19 protein-coding genes are annotated in these 16,364 nt (G+C 35.1%); 16 read left to right on the top strand and 3 right to left on the bottom strand.

The features are described 5' to 3' along the window. Positions 1-11: 11 nt before the first annotated feature. The 11 genes from ACFO7M_RS05875 (at position 12) to ACFO7M_RS05925 (ending at position 9,179) form a co-directional block, all read left to right on the top strand. Positions 12-524, top strand: a complete 513-nt coding sequence (locus tag ACFO7M_RS05875; protein ID WP_379734555.1) for a hypothetical protein — start codon at positions 12-14, stop codon at positions 522-524. 42 nt (positions 525-566) lie between these two features. After that, entirely contained in the window at positions 567-1,034 is a 468-nt protein-coding gene (locus ACFO7M_RS05880) for a hypothetical protein (RefSeq protein ID WP_379734557.1), read from the top strand. 47 nt (positions 1,035-1,081) lie between these two features. Beyond that, positions 1,082-1,342: a hypothetical protein gene (locus ACFO7M_RS05885; RefSeq protein WP_379734559.1), complete on the top strand. Its 261-nt coding sequence runs from the start codon at positions 1,082-1,084 to the stop codon at positions 1,340-1,342. Between the two features lie 89 nt (positions 1,343-1,431). Further along, entirely contained in the window at positions 1,432-2,166 is a 735-nt protein-coding gene (locus ACFO7M_RS05890; RefSeq protein WP_379734561.1) for a hypothetical protein, read from the top strand. A gap of 35 nt (positions 2,167-2,201) precedes the next feature. Next, positions 2,202-3,848, top strand: a complete 1,647-nt coding sequence (locus tag ACFO7M_RS05895) for a S41 family peptidase (protein WP_379734563.1) — start codon at positions 2,202-2,204, stop codon at positions 3,846-3,848. Between the two features lie 30 nt (positions 3,849-3,878). Further along, positions 3,879-5,288 (top strand): DUF4932 domain-containing protein, encoded by a 1,410-nt coding sequence (locus ACFO7M_RS05900; protein WP_379734564.1) that lies wholly within the window; start codon positions 3,879-3,881, stop codon positions 5,286-5,288. A 53-nt stretch (positions 5,289-5,341) separates the two neighbouring features. After that, on the top strand, positions 5,342-5,731 hold the full coding sequence (locus ACFO7M_RS05905) for a hypothetical protein (protein WP_379734565.1): 390 nt from the start codon (positions 5,342-5,344) through the stop codon (positions 5,729-5,731). Between the two features lie 16 nt (positions 5,732-5,747). Then, entirely contained in the window at positions 5,748-6,251 is a 504-nt protein-coding gene (locus ACFO7M_RS05910; RefSeq protein WP_379734567.1) for a hypothetical protein, read from the top strand. A 38-nt stretch (positions 6,252-6,289) separates the two neighbouring features. Continuing rightward, positions 6,290-6,781 carry a hypothetical protein gene (locus tag ACFO7M_RS05915; protein WP_379734569.1) on the top strand — a complete coding sequence of 164 codons (492 nt, stop codon included), beginning with the start codon at positions 6,290-6,292 and terminating at the stop codon, positions 6,779-6,781. Between the two features lie 151 nt (positions 6,782-6,932). Then, a complete protein-coding gene (locus ACFO7M_RS05920; protein ID WP_379712017.1) occupies positions 6,933-7,925 on the top strand; it encodes a hypothetical protein in 993 nt (330 codons plus the stop codon). Between the two features lie 525 nt (positions 7,926-8,450). Next, on the top strand, positions 8,451-9,179 hold the full coding sequence (locus tag ACFO7M_RS05925) for a hypothetical protein (RefSeq protein WP_379734571.1): 729 nt from the start codon (positions 8,451-8,453) through the stop codon (positions 9,177-9,179). Positions 9,180-9,224: 45 nt separating this feature from the next. On the opposite strand, the gene ACFO7M_RS05930 is transcribed toward ACFO7M_RS05925, so the two are convergent. Further along, positions 9,225-9,446 carry a hypothetical protein gene (locus tag ACFO7M_RS05930; protein ID WP_379734573.1) on the bottom strand — a complete coding sequence of 74 codons (222 nt, stop codon included), beginning with the start codon at positions 9,444-9,446 and terminating at the stop codon, positions 9,225-9,227. A 291-nt stretch (positions 9,447-9,737) separates the two neighbouring features. On the opposite strand from ACFO7M_RS05930, the gene ACFO7M_RS05935 reads away from it, so the two are divergent. The 5 genes from ACFO7M_RS05935 (at position 9,738) to creD (ending at position 13,483) form a co-directional block, all read left to right on the top strand. Continuing rightward, positions 9,738-10,346, top strand: coding sequence for a hypothetical protein (locus ACFO7M_RS05935; protein WP_379712011.1), 609 nt, complete (start codon positions 9,738-9,740; stop codon positions 10,344-10,346). Between the two features lie 3 nt (positions 10,347-10,349). Next, complete coding sequence (locus ACFO7M_RS05940) at positions 10,350-11,021, top strand: YiiX family permuted papain-like enzyme (RefSeq protein ID WP_379712009.1); 672 nt, start codon at positions 10,350-10,352, stop codon at positions 11,019-11,021. Then, positions 11,018-11,314 (top strand): winged helix-turn-helix domain-containing protein, encoded by a 297-nt coding sequence (locus ACFO7M_RS05945; RefSeq protein WP_379712007.1) that lies wholly within the window; start codon positions 11,018-11,020, stop codon positions 11,312-11,314. The genes ACFO7M_RS05940 and ACFO7M_RS05945 overlap by 4 nt, the downstream gene beginning before the upstream one ends. A gap of 52 nt (positions 11,315-11,366) precedes the next feature. Then, positions 11,367-11,822 (top strand): hypothetical protein, encoded by a 456-nt coding sequence (locus tag ACFO7M_RS05950; RefSeq protein WP_379712005.1) that lies wholly within the window; start codon positions 11,367-11,369, stop codon positions 11,820-11,822. 314 nt (positions 11,823-12,136) lie between these two features. After that, a complete protein-coding gene (creD, locus tag ACFO7M_RS05955) occupies positions 12,137-13,483 on the top strand; it encodes a cell envelope integrity protein CreD (protein WP_379734575.1) in 1,347 nt (448 codons plus the stop codon). Between the two features lie 56 nt (positions 13,484-13,539). On the opposite strand, the gene ACFO7M_RS05960 is transcribed toward creD, so the two are convergent. Then, complete coding sequence (locus tag ACFO7M_RS05960; RefSeq protein ID WP_379734577.1) at positions 13,540-14,910, bottom strand: M28 family peptidase; 1,371 nt, start codon at positions 14,908-14,910, stop codon at positions 13,540-13,542. Between the two features lie 159 nt (positions 14,911-15,069). After that, positions 15,070-16,275, bottom strand: coding sequence for an NAD(P)-dependent oxidoreductase (locus tag ACFO7M_RS05965; RefSeq protein ID WP_379734579.1), 1,206 nt, complete (start codon positions 16,273-16,275; stop codon positions 15,070-15,072). Between the last annotated feature and the right edge of the window lie 89 nt (positions 16,276-16,364).

Genomic DNA, 16,364 nt, shown 5'->3' on the forward strand with positions numbered 1-16,364 from the left:
CTAAATCCTAAATGAAGAATTTTTTTTTAACGCTACTTCTATTATCTGCCCTACTTTGGTTGGGTTTACGTTACTATAACCATTTGAATTCAATTACATTATTCAGCAATCAAGCCGTTTTCGAAATCAATCTTGCTATCAATGAAAATGAAGTCGATGCTTTTTTTGGTCTTCCTTCAGGAACATTTGACAAAAACAAACATAGCATAATCTGTAAATTACCTGTTACTGTTCCTAGTTTTACAAAACCAATGAATAAAATTGTATCGTTAGGTCCTATAAACATGAATTGCAATGAAAAGTACGACAATAAAATACATACCAAATATGACAATGCAGAATTGAATGACAATAATGCGGTCTTGATGATAGTTGGCAACACCGGCTTAATTGAAATAACCGATTTTGATTTACCAATTGCTGGAAAAGTATATGCCACTAAGATTATACATTTGAATTATAAAAAAGGAAAAATCAATCATTTTGTCATTTCAAAAGATGGAATTTCTGATTATTGCAAGTAATTTTTAAACCATAATTAATCACCCAAAACAACAACTTTACTTTTGACTCATTTTTTAAATTCCCTTTTGCAAAACGATATTCCAATCGATGAAGAATTCAATTTGTTTTTATTTGCAATGTTACTCTTGGGTATCGCATTTATCTGTATCTGTGTGATTGCAGCAATTGTCGTAACAGTTTTGGTGCTTGTACTACTATTCTGTGGAATAACCTTCGGAGCTTTATCAACTTCAGTACTTGTTGGAATACATCAAAAGTCGGTCACGGCTGGGTTTCGGACATTCATGATGGTTTTTTCCACCTTTTCTTTTGCAGTAATTGGCATGGTAGCATTTTGGCTTTTAAATCAAATTATACATTGGTGGAGCACCACAAAAGCTATAATTGTCGGATTGACAACAGGACTTATCGGCGGATTAATTATCGGTATAGTATTAGCCATCGTAATTCAAAAAGTTGCAACACTATTAAAGAACAAATTGTTAGAAAAAAACAATCCCAACGGATAACTATTTACACTTAATTAGAATACATTTAAACCAATAAACAGATAAACATGAAACCAGAAAACTTCACAGAACTGAGCGACCAAGAACTTGTACAAAAATTGAAAAAATTGAAAACCAATAAAATTGTCGATGCGGTGGTCATTGGGATTACACTTGGAATTGCCATTTATAGCGCTGTAAAAAATGGCTTGGAATTTTTCACTTTCTTCCCTTTGATAATTACTTATCTCATCCTCAGAAATTCAAGAAATAATAAAATTTTGGAAAGGGAAATGCAAAAAGAAATGGATTCTCGTAACTTACAATAATACAAGTTTCCTTCTAACGTTAGCAATACATGTAACAATATTTCTATATAGATACTTATAATACGAATTCTATTCCAAAATATAAAATTATGAAAAAAAGACAATTTCTTCAATTCGCAATGGTAAGCTTGCTTTTAGTAACTACTTCGTTTTTACAAAGTTGTAGTTATGCCAAATCCAATCAGCAAGTAGTTGTTTCGAACGACTGTGGTATGAATTGGGAAGAAATCAAAGCGGGCGAAGCGGTTCCAAAAGGAGGATTAAATGCTTGCTATATGAAAGTCGTTATACCGAATTACCCAATGCAAGGTGAAAGTAAATTCATCTCCAATCTAAAAGACAGAGTCAGAGCCAAAGTGCATATCGATTATGATTATTCGATCACTTCTCCTTTGGCTTTTATCAAACAAGCAAAATTTCTGGGTAAAGCAAATACGGATGCCGATAACGAAGAAGCAATAGGAAATGCTTTCGAAGGTGCCGAAAACATGGTCATCGACAAAAGAATTAAAGATGTGGCAAAAGGGGTTTTCATCAATGCCGATATCGTAGAACTTGATCAAAGCGATATGGAAGCACATTTGTTAGCTGAAAGCAACAAAGTACTGGAACCGCTTGGTGTACATTTGAATTTCATAACACTAACATTCGATTTGGACGAACAAACCCGACAGGCAATTGATGTAACTACAGCCATGAAAATTTATCAAAGTAAAGGCTTGGAAGATATCGGAAAGCAAGTAATGACTCAAAGAGCGGGTGCAACAAAAATCATTATTGAAAACGGAAAAGCAGAAACAGTGCAACCAGCAACTGAAGAGTAAAACAAAGTAATAGTCGCCACTAACTTATTTATTTCATGAAAAGACTACTAATTCTATTGGCATTGTTCTTTTTCCAATTTATAAACGCCGAAACCACACTTACTGAATCCCAAAAATTAACTACAACCTGTAAAGTTTGGGGATTCCTAAAATATTATCATCCCAAAGTAGCTAATGGTGATTTTAACTGGAACGCTCAATTACTGGAAAATCTGCCAAAAATAGAACAGGCAAAAAACAAGAAGGAGTTTTCGCTTGTTTTGGAAAACTGGATTAATTCGCTGGGCGATTTACAAAAGACTGCTCCTATCCTACCAAAAGAAAAATTGGAATATTTCGATAAAAACTTTGATTTATCCTGGTTAGACGATTCTAAAATGTTTACCAAAAGTTTGTCAGAAAAACTCAAATTCATAGAAAAAAATAGGTTCCAGGGAGAACATTTCTATGTTGGAAAACATATGGCTGGGAACATTTTTATCAAAAATGAAGATTTTACGAATTTCAACAGCACGGACAAAAATGATCGAATTTTAGCATTGTTCACCTATTGGAATTTGATCGAATATTTCTTCCCTTACAAATACGTAATGGATGTGAAATGGGATGCTACTTTGGAACAAATGATTCCTCGTTTTTATAATGCGCAAACGGAAGACGAATTTTATTTGACTATGCAGGCTTTAACTGCAAAAATCAATGATTCTCATGTGGTTTTTTACAGATATACACGTAGACACTTCCTACCGATGGTTGCTAAAATTATCGATAATAAAATGATTGTGACCGAAATACTGAACCCGGATCTCACCGAAAGCAATGGGGTTAAAGTGGGCGATATAATCACCAAAATTAATGACAAAAGTATTGAACAAATTATTGCAGAAAAAACAGATTTAATCAGCGCATCAAATGATTCCCGCTTTTTACACGACATCATTGAACCCATTTTATCAGGTAAAGAAGACACTATCAAACTGGAATTTTTAACCGATGGCAAATACTTGTCAAAAACGATCAATTGGGCCGATTATAATCAAAACAGATATGTATTAAAATCAATTCCAAAATACAAAGCATCCAAAGTAAAATTCAAACAAATTGAAAATAATATTGGTTATGTAAATATGGCTTTTTTACATATCAAAGATATCCCTGAAATGATTGAAAAATTGCAATCTACCAAAGCCATTGTCTTCGACTTAAGAAATTATCCGAATGGAACCTATGAAGCTATTTCAGCTTTCATAAACTCTAAAGAAAAATTATTTGCCGTTTACACAGCTCCCGATTTGAGCTACCCGGGTAGGTTTTTTTGGCAAGAAGGCACTACATCAGGCACTCAAAACAACAATAATTATAAAGGCAAAGTAATTGTCCTAATCGACGAAGCATCGTTAAGTCAATCCGAATGGACTGCCATGTGCTTTCAAACTGCCGATAACACCACCCTAATCGGTAGTCAGACCGCAGGCGCCGACGGAAATGTGACCGATATCGACTATATGAAGGCTTTTCATTCCAGTTTTACCGGCTTGGGTGTCTATTATCCCGACCGTCGGGAAACACAACGAATTGGAATAATACCAGACATTGCAATCAAACCCACTATCAAAGGAATGCTCGAAGGCAAGGATGAAGTATTGGAACGCGCATTGCAGTTTATTGAAACTGGAAAATAATCGCAAATACCTAAAACTCCACTTTAACTGATGAAATATACAATCATTTTGCTTCTTTTTGTCAATGCTACTTTCGGACAGGAAATCATTGAAAAAATCGAAAAGATTTACTATTCCGATTCTGATACCTTAAAAATTCGTTTCTCTGATCAATCTGAAATTCTAAAAGTTGACTTAAGCAAACGAGATACCATTAGTCCGGGTACCAACAGTGGAAAAGGATTGATCACTTCGGCAATCATCGGAAAGGATACACTTCGAATCAAAGCGGATAATTATCCCTACGCCCGAAAAAGTTATGTTACAGTGGTTACTCCAAAGAAAAAAACGGTTGTCGCTTTCAGATACAATGCAGCTCCGTCTAATTTTTCTCAGGATTATATCGATGCCAATCAGGGAAAAATAACTATTGAAACACCCGAAGTATATGAATTGGCCAATATTCTATTGTCTTTATCGCCAAGTGCTAACAAAATAGCACATTTACATAAAAACACTGCATATTACAAAGCCGTTGAAAGCTACTTCAAACCGTATTTAAATCATCCTATTTTTGAGAAATTAAACTTCTCTGATAACACCAAAGCATTGCAACTGTATTATGAATTCAGGGAAAACAGTTTTATCTATGAATTCCAAAACAATAAAATTGTAAAGGAAGCAACATACAATTATGTTTATGGAAAAGACTATAAAAGCTTTACCAATTTATTTACAGATTTATTGCCCTTAGTTCAGGATTTTGCAGAGAAATCTAATTTCAGAAAATTCTATAAGAAAAATAAAAAATACTATGCTGTTGATACCGATAGAGTAAAACAACTTTTACCAATACAAAACATGTGGACGTGGCTTGAAAAAGAATTTCCAAATAGATATAATGCTTACAAAGTAATCTTTTCACCACTCATCACAGGAAGTCATAGCACACAAAATTTTGTGGTTGCCAACCCAAAAACAAAATCGCTGTTTGGCGAAACCATTATGTTCATTTGCAATGCCGATAGGTATGACCAAAGAACGGAACTGACCGAAAAACAAAAAGAAGCGCTATTTTCGGGAGTAGTTTTCACAGAAATAGATCATAATTACGTCAATCCTGTCAGCAATAAATACAGAAAAGAAATTGCTGAAGTTTTTAATGCGAACATCTGGTCTAAAAAAAACAATCATTACAATAATCCACAATCGGTTTTCAATGAATATATGACACATGCGGTTTTCAATATTTGGGTTTTGGAAAATTATGATGCGGAAACCGCTAATTTGGTTATCGCTGAAAAAATAAAAATGAATACAGAAGACAGAGGTTTTCTAAACTTCAAAGATTTTAATGATAAATTTAATGCGCTCCGAAATGAATCCCCTTCTAAAACAATAACCGAACTTTACCCACAAATCATTGAATGGGCAAAAGTTCAAATTAAAAGCAGTAATTAACTTTTTAACCAACTTTTCAATACATTTACCAACCCAATCTAAAATCATTACTTATGAAACTATTCCAATCCATCTCAATTGTCTCATTATTATTTGTCGGAATCAACAGTTTTGCACAGGAAGCGAAAGCTACTGACTGTAAAATACTGAAAGACATCAAAATGAGATATACCGAAGAAGCGAATAAAAACAGTTATGTAATCATTCAAGGGAATACACACACCGAATATGTAGAGAATGGTAAATACATCATCAAATCTACCTTAAATTGGATCAACGACTGCGAATATGATGCAACACTTATCGAAACTACGATACCCAATTTTTTGAAACCAGGAGTGGTCATGCACGTTACGTTTGAAAAAATTGAAAAAGGAATCGTAACCGGTCATGCCTCAATTGATGGAAATGTCTTCCCAGTAGAATTCAAAATAATCAAGTAAAATAAATCAAAAAATTATGAAGAAAATCCTTTTCATAGCATCAGTAACTTTCCTATTCACAACAGCCACTTTCAGTCAGACTAAATTTGATATTCCACAAAATGTAAAACTAGAAGCTCCGGCCGATTTTGAAACTTACGAAAATGATGTCGTAAACGCTGCAACATGGTTGGAAGAAACCGATTTGGACAAAGACAAGGTAAAAAGACGTGAAGTGAATACTTTTGTTTTACAATGGTTAACAGGTAGTCCAACCGTTACTGTAGAAGTAAGCGAACCTCTTATCAAGCTTTATGATAAAAACGAACAACTTCTGGGTTTGTATTTAGCCAGCTATGCCAAATACAACATCCTGAACAAAACCAATACATCCAAATTTGAAGCAACGAAAGCCGCAATTGTTTCAATGATTAAAGTATACAAAAAAGGCATTGACATTGTAAAAAATAAAGAAATGGAGAAAGCCGTAAAATTATTCGATCAAGGCAAAATTGATGATTATATTAAAAGTAAGTTGTAACCACTCGCTAAAAAAATAAAGAACTCATCATAGAAAACATGGAAGCTCTGGGATTATTGTTCGAATTCATAATCATAGTTGTTCTTTTTATTTTTGGAAGTATCAACTTGGTCAAAAGCCGAATAAAAAAAGATAAAACAAGTGCTGTCATATGTGTACTTCTAATGACTATGCCAGGATGCTTCTTCTTTTTCAGTGAAATAATCAGTCCATTTTCCCACAAACCTACTATAAGTGAACTGGTAGGCACTTATAAAATTGTAGATGGAGGTGGTGAAATCCCTAAAGAAGATTTTGATAAATACACCCTGATTCTCAAAGTTGACCAAACATTCGAGTTCACTCCAAATCCTTCTATTGCACTTTGTGAAAAAGGCCAATATAGTCTCGACTATACTTATGAATACAATGAACTGACGTTTCAATGTGGTGACGCATGGACGCCAAAACGCATCAAAAGAAAACTTTTTGGTTACGAAATTGAATTTTTCCAAGGCGATAGAAGTATCTGCTTCGCTAAAGTGGAGTAAACTACATTAGAAATGTTTCCCAATAGTCTTACAATCTAAGAAGTCTAATAATCTAACCAATCTAATAATCTAATCAAAAACACGTACTTCTACTCATCAACAAGAGTCTTTATCGCAGTAAGTTTACAGTTCAAATACTAAACTAAAAACTATGCAAACCAATCAAGATTCCGGAATTCCAAACGGATGGGTGGGCGGATTCCCTCCTGCCAACTCTCCAATGCAATATCCAACAGCAGATTTGTCTTCTTTGCCCATGCTCGGCAATATGGATAACATCAATTTCCTACAACGTCAAATGGGTGTCAGATGGCCTGAATTCAGCTGGGAAACACAAAAAGGAAGTGCCGATCCGAAAAGATGCTACCAACAGTTTGCTCCTTATATCTCCAGAATTGGATATACCGATGAAGGAAGGGTATATTCTATCATTTGTCCGCAACAGGGTATCTGGCTTAAAGATGAACTTTGCTTGAATGTGGAAGTTACCGTAACCGGCCAAAGAGGATGGGTCAACGAAAAACCTGCCAATAAAAACGAATACCTGGCAGCCGATATGACCGTTGAAGGCAAAATCTGGTTTTCACCCAGCGAAAAACAAGGCGATACTATAAATGAAATTTGGCCTTTATTGCACTACTCAATGCCAAAATTCCCTTTAGATAAAGACAACGCCATCCGAGTACAAACGTATCTCCCTGGAAATCCTAACCAACCTATCTTCCCGGTTCGCGGTGGAATCTCCACACTTTTCGAAAACCCTTCTTTCGCCTTACATCCAGAAGCCTTTGCTACCGGTAACATCGCAGTTGAAATTGGTGACATCAAGCTTACCAAAGATCCCATTGTGGACGATTTCAACCAACTGGTTATGGACGCTTTCAATCTGGGCTCCGGCAATATGCTACAACCCGGAAATGTATTGTCGTGGAATCTTTGGTTCGCAGAACCCGGATTGGTCAATGTTTTAGAATGGAAAAACCACGCCGAATTTTGGCGCAAATCCATCGATGCACATCATGGCTCGCCAACGGGAGACGGGACAAATCCTCGCTATTTCGATGGCACTCTCTTCAATCCCGAGCAAAATGCAGTCGATGAAATCCTCCAAAAAATCATCAATTATATCAAATCTCACATTTAGAGTAATATATACAAACAATCTGAGGTTGGGTTGGATTTCTTCTTGAAATACTAACCCAACCTTCTTTATAAACAATTCGCCCAACTTCAATTCACTATTCAAAACAATGGCGTGCCCCTACGGGTCGCGTGTTCCGTTCTATCTTTAGTAAGTCGTTTCGGATCCCTCAATCTCCTTACTAAAGGATGCCACTACACCCGCTCACGCGGACCCTCCGTACCATATAATATCCTTTTTCTATCGTAAACCCCAACAATCTAAGAAGTATAACAATCTAATAATCTAGGAAGTCTAAAAATTTAATAATCTAAGAAGTCTAATAATCTAAGAAGTCTAATAATCTAAGAAGTCTAACAATCTAATATTCTAAGAAGTCTAACAATCTAATAACCCAAGAAGTCTGAAAATTTAACATTCCAAAAGAAAAACGGCATACATTTTGTAATACAATTCTGTCAAATTTAAAACCGTAAAACGAATCAATACGGTCAAACAAGTACTACAAACTAAAAAAACAAAAAAAGTATGTCATCATCAGCAGAAACGGGACACGCAAAAAATCTTGCTAATTTCCAAACACTTATCGAATTTGTATCGGGCTATGGCAACAACTACAACCCATCAAAAGACACTCTGAAAATTCCCCATCTCAACCTAATCGCGACAAATGCACAGGCAAAATTGGCAGATGTCATCCAAAAAAATACCGAATACAACAATGCGGTCAACAACCGAATCATGGCGTATCAAAATCTAAGAACTTTGTCAACCCGACTCATCAACGCCTTACAAGTAACAGATGCGCCTAAAGAAATGGTGAACAACGCCAAAGTATACCACCGAAAACTACACGGAAGAAGAGCTACCTCTATTAATCTCATCACCGACCTCAACGTCCCCGCTCCTGTAAAAATAAGTGTGAGCCAACTCTCATTCGACCAACAGGTGCACCACTTCGCATCACTAATATCGGTGCTAAAATCGGAACCAAGTTACACTCCAAACGAAGACGAATTGAAAATTAATTACTTACACAACAAAGAAACTGATCTCTTGAACAAAAACAAAGAGGTGTCAGTTGCCTATGTCAATGTCAGTAACTCCAGAATAATGAGGGACAGAACATTGTATGACGACACCATCGGTCTCGTAGATGTGGCCACCGAAGTAAAAAAATACGTCAAATCAATTTATGGCGCCGGTAGTCCTGAATTTAACATGATCAAAGGCATACGATTCAGAAAAGTATTGTAATCTATTATCTTAATTCCAAAATACAGCTTCCTTTAATTCATTCCCTTAAAGTGATTTAGAGGAAGTTGTTACTTCAATCAGAAAACAAGCTCCTGTAAAATAGTAATTCATTCCTGTCAAGTTGGAATTTCTTCCTGCTGAATAGAAACTCCCTCCTGTCAAGTTGTAACTTCTTTCTGTCAAATAGAAACTCGCTCCTGTCAAGTTGGAATTCCTTCCTGTCAAGTTGGAATACCCTCCTGTCAAGTTGGAATACCCTCCTGTCAAGTTGGAACTTCTTCCTGCTAAATAGAAACTCCGTACTTACAAAGTAAAATTATCTTCCTGTAAAGAAATATATAGTCCTTATCGCAACAATTTCACCTCCACCAAAAGAAAATTGAACACTAGCTTTAGGAATTGAACAATTGCAATTTGGAATTTAATACCTGAAATTGGGTATTTAAACACAACAAACCATCAACAAAAAACCAAAAACAACAAACTCGTAAAAAACTTGAAAATAAATTTGGTCACCAATTAAAATATCCTTTACTTTGTTTTTCAAAGTACTTTAAAATGGACACACAAAATTACTTGCAGGACATTAAAGACATCAAACAAATGATGTCTCAATCTTCCCAATTCATTTCCCTGAGTGGATCATCAGGTATTTTAGCTGGTCTGTATGCCATTGCCGGTGGATGTTATGTAAATCATTTAATCGATACGAACATTGGCAGGTACATTTTGTTGGAATCCGACACATTCAAAAAAATAATCATTACTGCTGCTGTTGTACTTTTGGCTTCATTGGTTACCGCTTACATCATGACGGCACGTAAAGCCCGTAGTATGGGTGAAAAAGTATGGAACCCGGTTTCAAGACGATTGGTTATCAATTTCGCCATTCCATTAGTTACCGGCGGTGTTTTTGCTTTGCTCTTACTTCGCCACGGCTATTACAATCTAATCGCACCAATCACATTATTATTCTACGGTTTGGCTTGTCTCAACGCGAGTAAATATACACTGAGAGATGTTCGCTATTTGGGCATCACCGAAATTGTTTTAGGCTTGTTGGCGGTCGAATTTTATGGTTTTGGTTTGCAATTCTGGATGATTGGATTCGGTGTTTGTCACATACTATATGGTACAATGATGTATTTCAAATACGATAGAAAATAATTCATGAAAAAGATATCCCGCATAGCTATTATTGTTTTCTTGGGAATTCTCTTGGTATTTTGTGGTTTGCATTTCTACAACAAATCCAATATATCTGGCGCTATTCCAAGAAATAACGGTATGGAAATTGCCAAAGATGGAGATATCATCTTTCAAACTTCCGAATCATCACAATGTGAAGCGGTACGAATTGCAACTCGTTCTAAATTCTCCCACTGCGGCATCATTTTTACCAAAGACAATGAGAAATTCGTATTAGAAGCCGTTCAACCCGTAAAAATAACTCCATTACAACAATGGATTCAACACGGACGCGACAACTGTTATATGATTAAACGAGTTAAGGATACACTCCTACTCAACAATCAGAAGCGCACCGCCATGCGATTAGAGGGCACAAAACAATTGAATAAGGATTATGATTTGTATTTTGAATGGAACGATGATAAAATTTATTGCTCCGAATTGGTTTGGAAAATCTATCAAAAAGGTGCCAACATTACATTGTGTAAAGAAGAATATTTACAATCCTTTAATTTAAAAGATCCGAAAGTAACGGCAATTTTGGAACAACGTTACGGAAAAAACATACCTTTGCGCGAAAAAGTTGTTGCACCATCACAACTTGCAGCATCAACATTATTAGAAACCGTTTTTGACAATTATACCTTTTGAAAAATATTATTCAAAATATCAATAAAGCCTTTGACCATCGCATCCGATTGGGCATCATGTCTGTATTGATGGTCAATGAAAGCATGGACTTTACAGCACTCAAAGAACTCTTGGGCGTCACCGACGGAAACCTTGCCAGTCATGCAAAAGCACTGGAAAGTGAAAATTACATCGTGGTTGAAAAACAATTTATTGGAAAAAAACCCAATACCAGCTACAAAGCCACTGTTTCAGGAAAGAAAGCATTTCAGGATCATATAGATGCTTTGGAAAAATTAATCGCAAACAATTAACCTTTTTTTTATCCATTTACTTTGAAATGCAAAGTACTTTTAAATAATTAAAATGAAAGATAGATTCATCGAAAAAATGTACGAAATGAGTAAGAAACCGTACCAAAAGTTCATAAAAAAGAACCAACCCTGGAATATCACCAAGGAAGAGCTTGTCTCCTACCCTGAACTTTCCTTAGGTAATGATTTGGGGCGCTTCCTGACGTCAAACCAATTTGATATTCAAGAGAAACTAGAAGATCACGATGTGATTCACGTTCTTACAAACACAGGAATTACTGTTGCTGATGAAATTGCTATGCAATATTTTTTATTCGGAAATGGGAAAAGAAGTCTGTATCTCTATATGGTCATGATAACTGGTACTCTATTCTATCCGATGTTATTTGACCAATTTAAACTTGCATTTCAAAAAGGAAAAAAAGCGCACATTTTCTATCATTTAGATTTTTTGAAATTGCTTCATCTTCCCACATCAACTTTACGTCAAACTTTTAATATTAATTAAAATGGATATGATTATTAAAACAGAACACCTATCATTCCCAACAAAAGTTGCAATAGGATGTTTTCTGATTGGCACTTTTTTGTTTTCGTTCAACCAATTATTCCCAAATGACATTGTAGTCTTTTTAGGCTTCTATTTTGTAGTGTTTGCAATACCTTTCAATACAACAATACTCCTTTATTTGCTTATTCAATTGTTACTTAAGCCAATGGAAAGACAAGCTAATCTAATACGAATTTTGATTGTCCTCTCCAACATCCCGATTGCACTATTTTATTTCACAATAACTGTTAATCATTAAATCGATCAATCCAATGGAAACACAAAACAGTCCATCCAATCTTTCATTTTTACAATCCAACACGGTAAAAATGATTATGGTAGGTTTTTTAACCTTATTCCTGCTTATCCCTTTGCAATTAGTCAAAGAACTAATTACTGAGCGTTCAGAACGTAAAAAAGAAGTTGTAAACGAAGTTACCCAACTCTGGGGGAACGACGTTGTTTTTTATGGACCAATTTTAAAAATCCCATTCAAAAGGTATGAGGAATTCAATGTTTCGAATGGCAAAGTCATAACAGTTCAAAATAAAGTCATTACTGATTATGCTTATTTTTTTCCTGAAAAGCTCAATACCAAATCCAATGTGAAAAAAAACACTTCTTTAAAAAGAGGTATTTACAACAATGTAGTCTATACTGCGGATATGCACTTTCAGGGACAATTTGGCACTACTCATTTCGAAAAATTAGGAATTAAACCAGACGATGTACTCTGGGACAAAGCTACAGTTGTCGTAAAAACTACCAATCTTAAAAGTATCAAAAGTGATTTAGTACTAAATGTTAGCAATCAAAAATTACAATTTGAATCCAAAGACGAGCAGGATACATTTTACGGCACTCTAGAAACCAATCCGTTCAACTATAACGAGTTGGTTAAAAATGGAACTGTTAATTTCGAATTTGACATGAAATATAACGGTAGTAATAGTATTAAATTCATTCCGATAGGAAAAACCAGTACGGTAAATATTGATTCCGACTGGGATTCACCGAGTTTCGAAGGTGCATTTGCGGCCAATGACACTACTAAAATCATGAATAAAAAAGGATTTCATGCAGAATGGAAGATTTTAGACATTAACAGATCCTTTTCACAGCAACATAAGAGTAAAATCCCCAATTTGAACGAGTATTCCTTTGGTGTCAAACTAATTGATACTGTTGATGAATATCAGCAAAACGAGCGTGCTTCCAAATACGGCTTTTTAGTTATTGGATTAACCTTTTTGATTTTTTTCTTAATCCAATCAATTAGTAAAATCAGTATCCATATTTTCCAATATTGTATGATTGGTTTAGCCTTGATTATGTTTTATACACTATTAATTGCTATTACTGAACATTCCAGTTTTACTTTGGCTTATTTAGTTGCTGGTTCATCCGTCGTTGTCATGATAACTCTATATTCCATTTCCATTTTGAACGACAGAAAATTTCCATTACTCATTGGAGCCGCGTTATTAGGTTTATACACATTTATCTATGTTATTATCCAATTAGAAAGCTATGCTTTATTGGTTGGTAGTATTGGATTATTCTTAATACTCGGTACTGTTATGTACTTTTCAAGAAAAATTGATTGGAATAACAACTAAGTAATAAATACAAAACGGCTCAATTTAGTAATTGAGCCGTTTCCATTTATATAGATTTAGATTCCGTATTTATCGATAAGATAAATTAACGATGTCATTGTTGCTGCACCTAATTCCAATTCTCTTTTATTTACTGCATCAAATGTATCATTAGCTGCATGATGATAATCAAAATAACGTTGAGAATCCGGTCGCAATCCTGCTTTTACGATTCGTTTGGATGTCAGATCTTGTATATCAGAACCTCCATGACCTTTAATAAAACTATGAATTAAATAGGGTTCAAAAAGTGTTTTCCAACTTAAGATTTTAGCGAAGGAATTTTCATCTGCTTCCAAAGCAAAACCTCTTGGTGTAAAACCTCCTGAATCACTTTCCATCGCAAAAATGTGATTTTCATTATTTTTTAATGAAAGTTCCTGATATTTATCGCCGCCTTTACCACCATTTTCTTCGTTCATAAATAAAACCACTCGGATCGTATTTTTAGGTTTGTAACCTATACTTTTAAAAATTGAAGCCACTTCCATACTCTGAACACAACCTGCTCCATCATCATGTGAACCATCGGCTAAGTCCCAAGAATCAAGATGACCGCCAACAACCATTATATTTTCAGGTGTTTCAGAACCTTTTATTTCTCCTATCACATTATAAGACAACACATCAGCTTCTTGATGACAGGATTGTTTCATGAAAAATTGCAACTTCGGATTCTTTTTTAAGGTTTTACTCAGCAATTCTGCTCCATTGGTACTAATAGCACAAGCGGGAATTTTTTGTTCTTGAGTAAGAGAACCATAATTAGTATTACCCGCATGTGGAAAATCGTCCAATCTAAAGTTCAAAGAACGAACCACAACAGCAACAGCTCCATACTTTGCAGCCTCCTTAGCACCTACCCTTCGCTGATCACCAGCGTCACGATACGAATGAAACGCTTCTATATTAGCAGGGTTCATCGGGCGGTTAAAAAAAACAATTTTTCCTTTTAGCTTCGCTTCACCTAACTGTTGTAGCTCCTCTATCGTTCTAACTTCCACTACTTCGGCTGTAATACCTTTATTTGAGGTTGCCACCGAACCTCCTAAAGCGCAGATAGGGACATTTACTTTTTTCTTTCCATCAGCTATATATGCAGTTTCTTTCTCACCTCTGATCCATTTTGGAACCATAACTTCTTGTAGGTATACTTTATCAAAGGCACCTAAACTTTCCATTTGTAATTTCGTATAATCAACCGCCTTCTCAGCACCAACGGAGCCGGAGAGTCGGTGTCCAATGGAATTGGATAAATAATCAAGCCATCGATAACATTTAGAATTAGTGAGCGCTTGATTATAGATTGCCTTTAGTTGTTCTTCATCTGAGTTTTGGGAAAATCCAATTGTAGAAATAAGTAAGAACAAAACTGCTATTTTCTTCATTTATTATTGGTTTAGTTTATTCAAAAATAAATCAGATTTCGCAATTTGACTATTCTTTCGTTATGAATTTTATAGTAGCAATAAAGAAATAAAAAAGCCTCAAAAAATGAGGCTTCAAAATTTAGTTTTATTAATTTACTTATTGATTCGTTAGGAAATTTACTCTTTACCGTCTACATAATCCTGCAAATAGTTGAATTTATCTGTCAGTTGTCCGTTTTTACAAATTGTCGCTCTTGCCAAGATACCATCCTGATCATTGTTATAAAATGCAGGAATTACATGTTCTAAGAACATTTCTCCGAAACCTTCACTGGCATCTTTTGGCAATTCGCAAGGAAGGTTATCCACGGCCATTACCACTATTGCAGCTGGGTGATTGATATCTACTTCTTTATTTTCACTTGGATAATACCCATAAAGTGGATCAGCAATAGTTGACGCTCTTAAAGTACAAGCAATTGGTCCTGCAACATCACAAGAAATATCAGCCACTACCTTAATTTTATTATCCGCAGCTCTTAACATATCACGAGTTAAAATTTCTGGTGCACCATTTCCATAGAAATGACCCGCCATAAAAATATCAGACACTTTAGTAAAACGCTCAAAATCTGAAGTATACTCTTGAGGATTCGTATAAAAATCATTCTTATCTGAAGGTTTTCCATCAATTCGTTTGTTGTAATCCAATACGTCAATTTGGGTATATACCGGTTGTGTATACGTTTTAGACAGGTAATCATCAATAGAAACCTGTTTGATTTTCATATCATCTAGAATTTCTTTGGCTCCCATACCTACTTTTCCATGACCTGTCAATACAATTTTGATTGGAGGTAAAACAGGGCGGCGCAAACGTTCCACTAATGCAGCTTTATCCGGTAAAGTTTCTGCTTTTGGCAAATTGAACAATTCAAATTTAATACCGAAGGCTCTAAAACCATTGTAAGCTCCAACTATTCCTGCATAACGACCAAAACCAATCAAACGGTGATTGCGAGCATTCACAATCGTTTCGTGATCGATTAATTCAATATTCTTTTCCAAACAAGCCACTAACAGTTTTCTATTATAAGGTTGTTTTTTGATAGTATGAGAAAAGAAAAAATATTTTTTATTTGGAAGTAAGGCATCAACAGGAACTTCTTTAACCCCAATCAAAACATCACAATCCGTCACATCATTTGTTACATCAAAACCTAAATCTGTATATTCTGCATCGGGAAAAATTCTAATATCAGAGGCCTCCACAGCAATTTCGGCCTGTGGAAACTGTTCTTTTAGTTTCACCAATTCATCAGGCGTAAAAACGACTCTTCTGTCTGGCGGGTTCTTTCTTTCTTTGATTATTCCGAATTTCATAATTTGTTGTTGGTTAATTAGCGGTTTAAATAAATAATCACTATTTACTTTAAAATTGTTGCAAATATAACTTTTAAAAGACATAAATC

This window comes from Flavobacterium sp. GCM10023249, from assembly GCF_042653365.1.
Lineage (GTDB): Bacteria > Bacteroidota > Bacteroidia > Flavobacteriales > Flavobacteriaceae > Flavobacterium.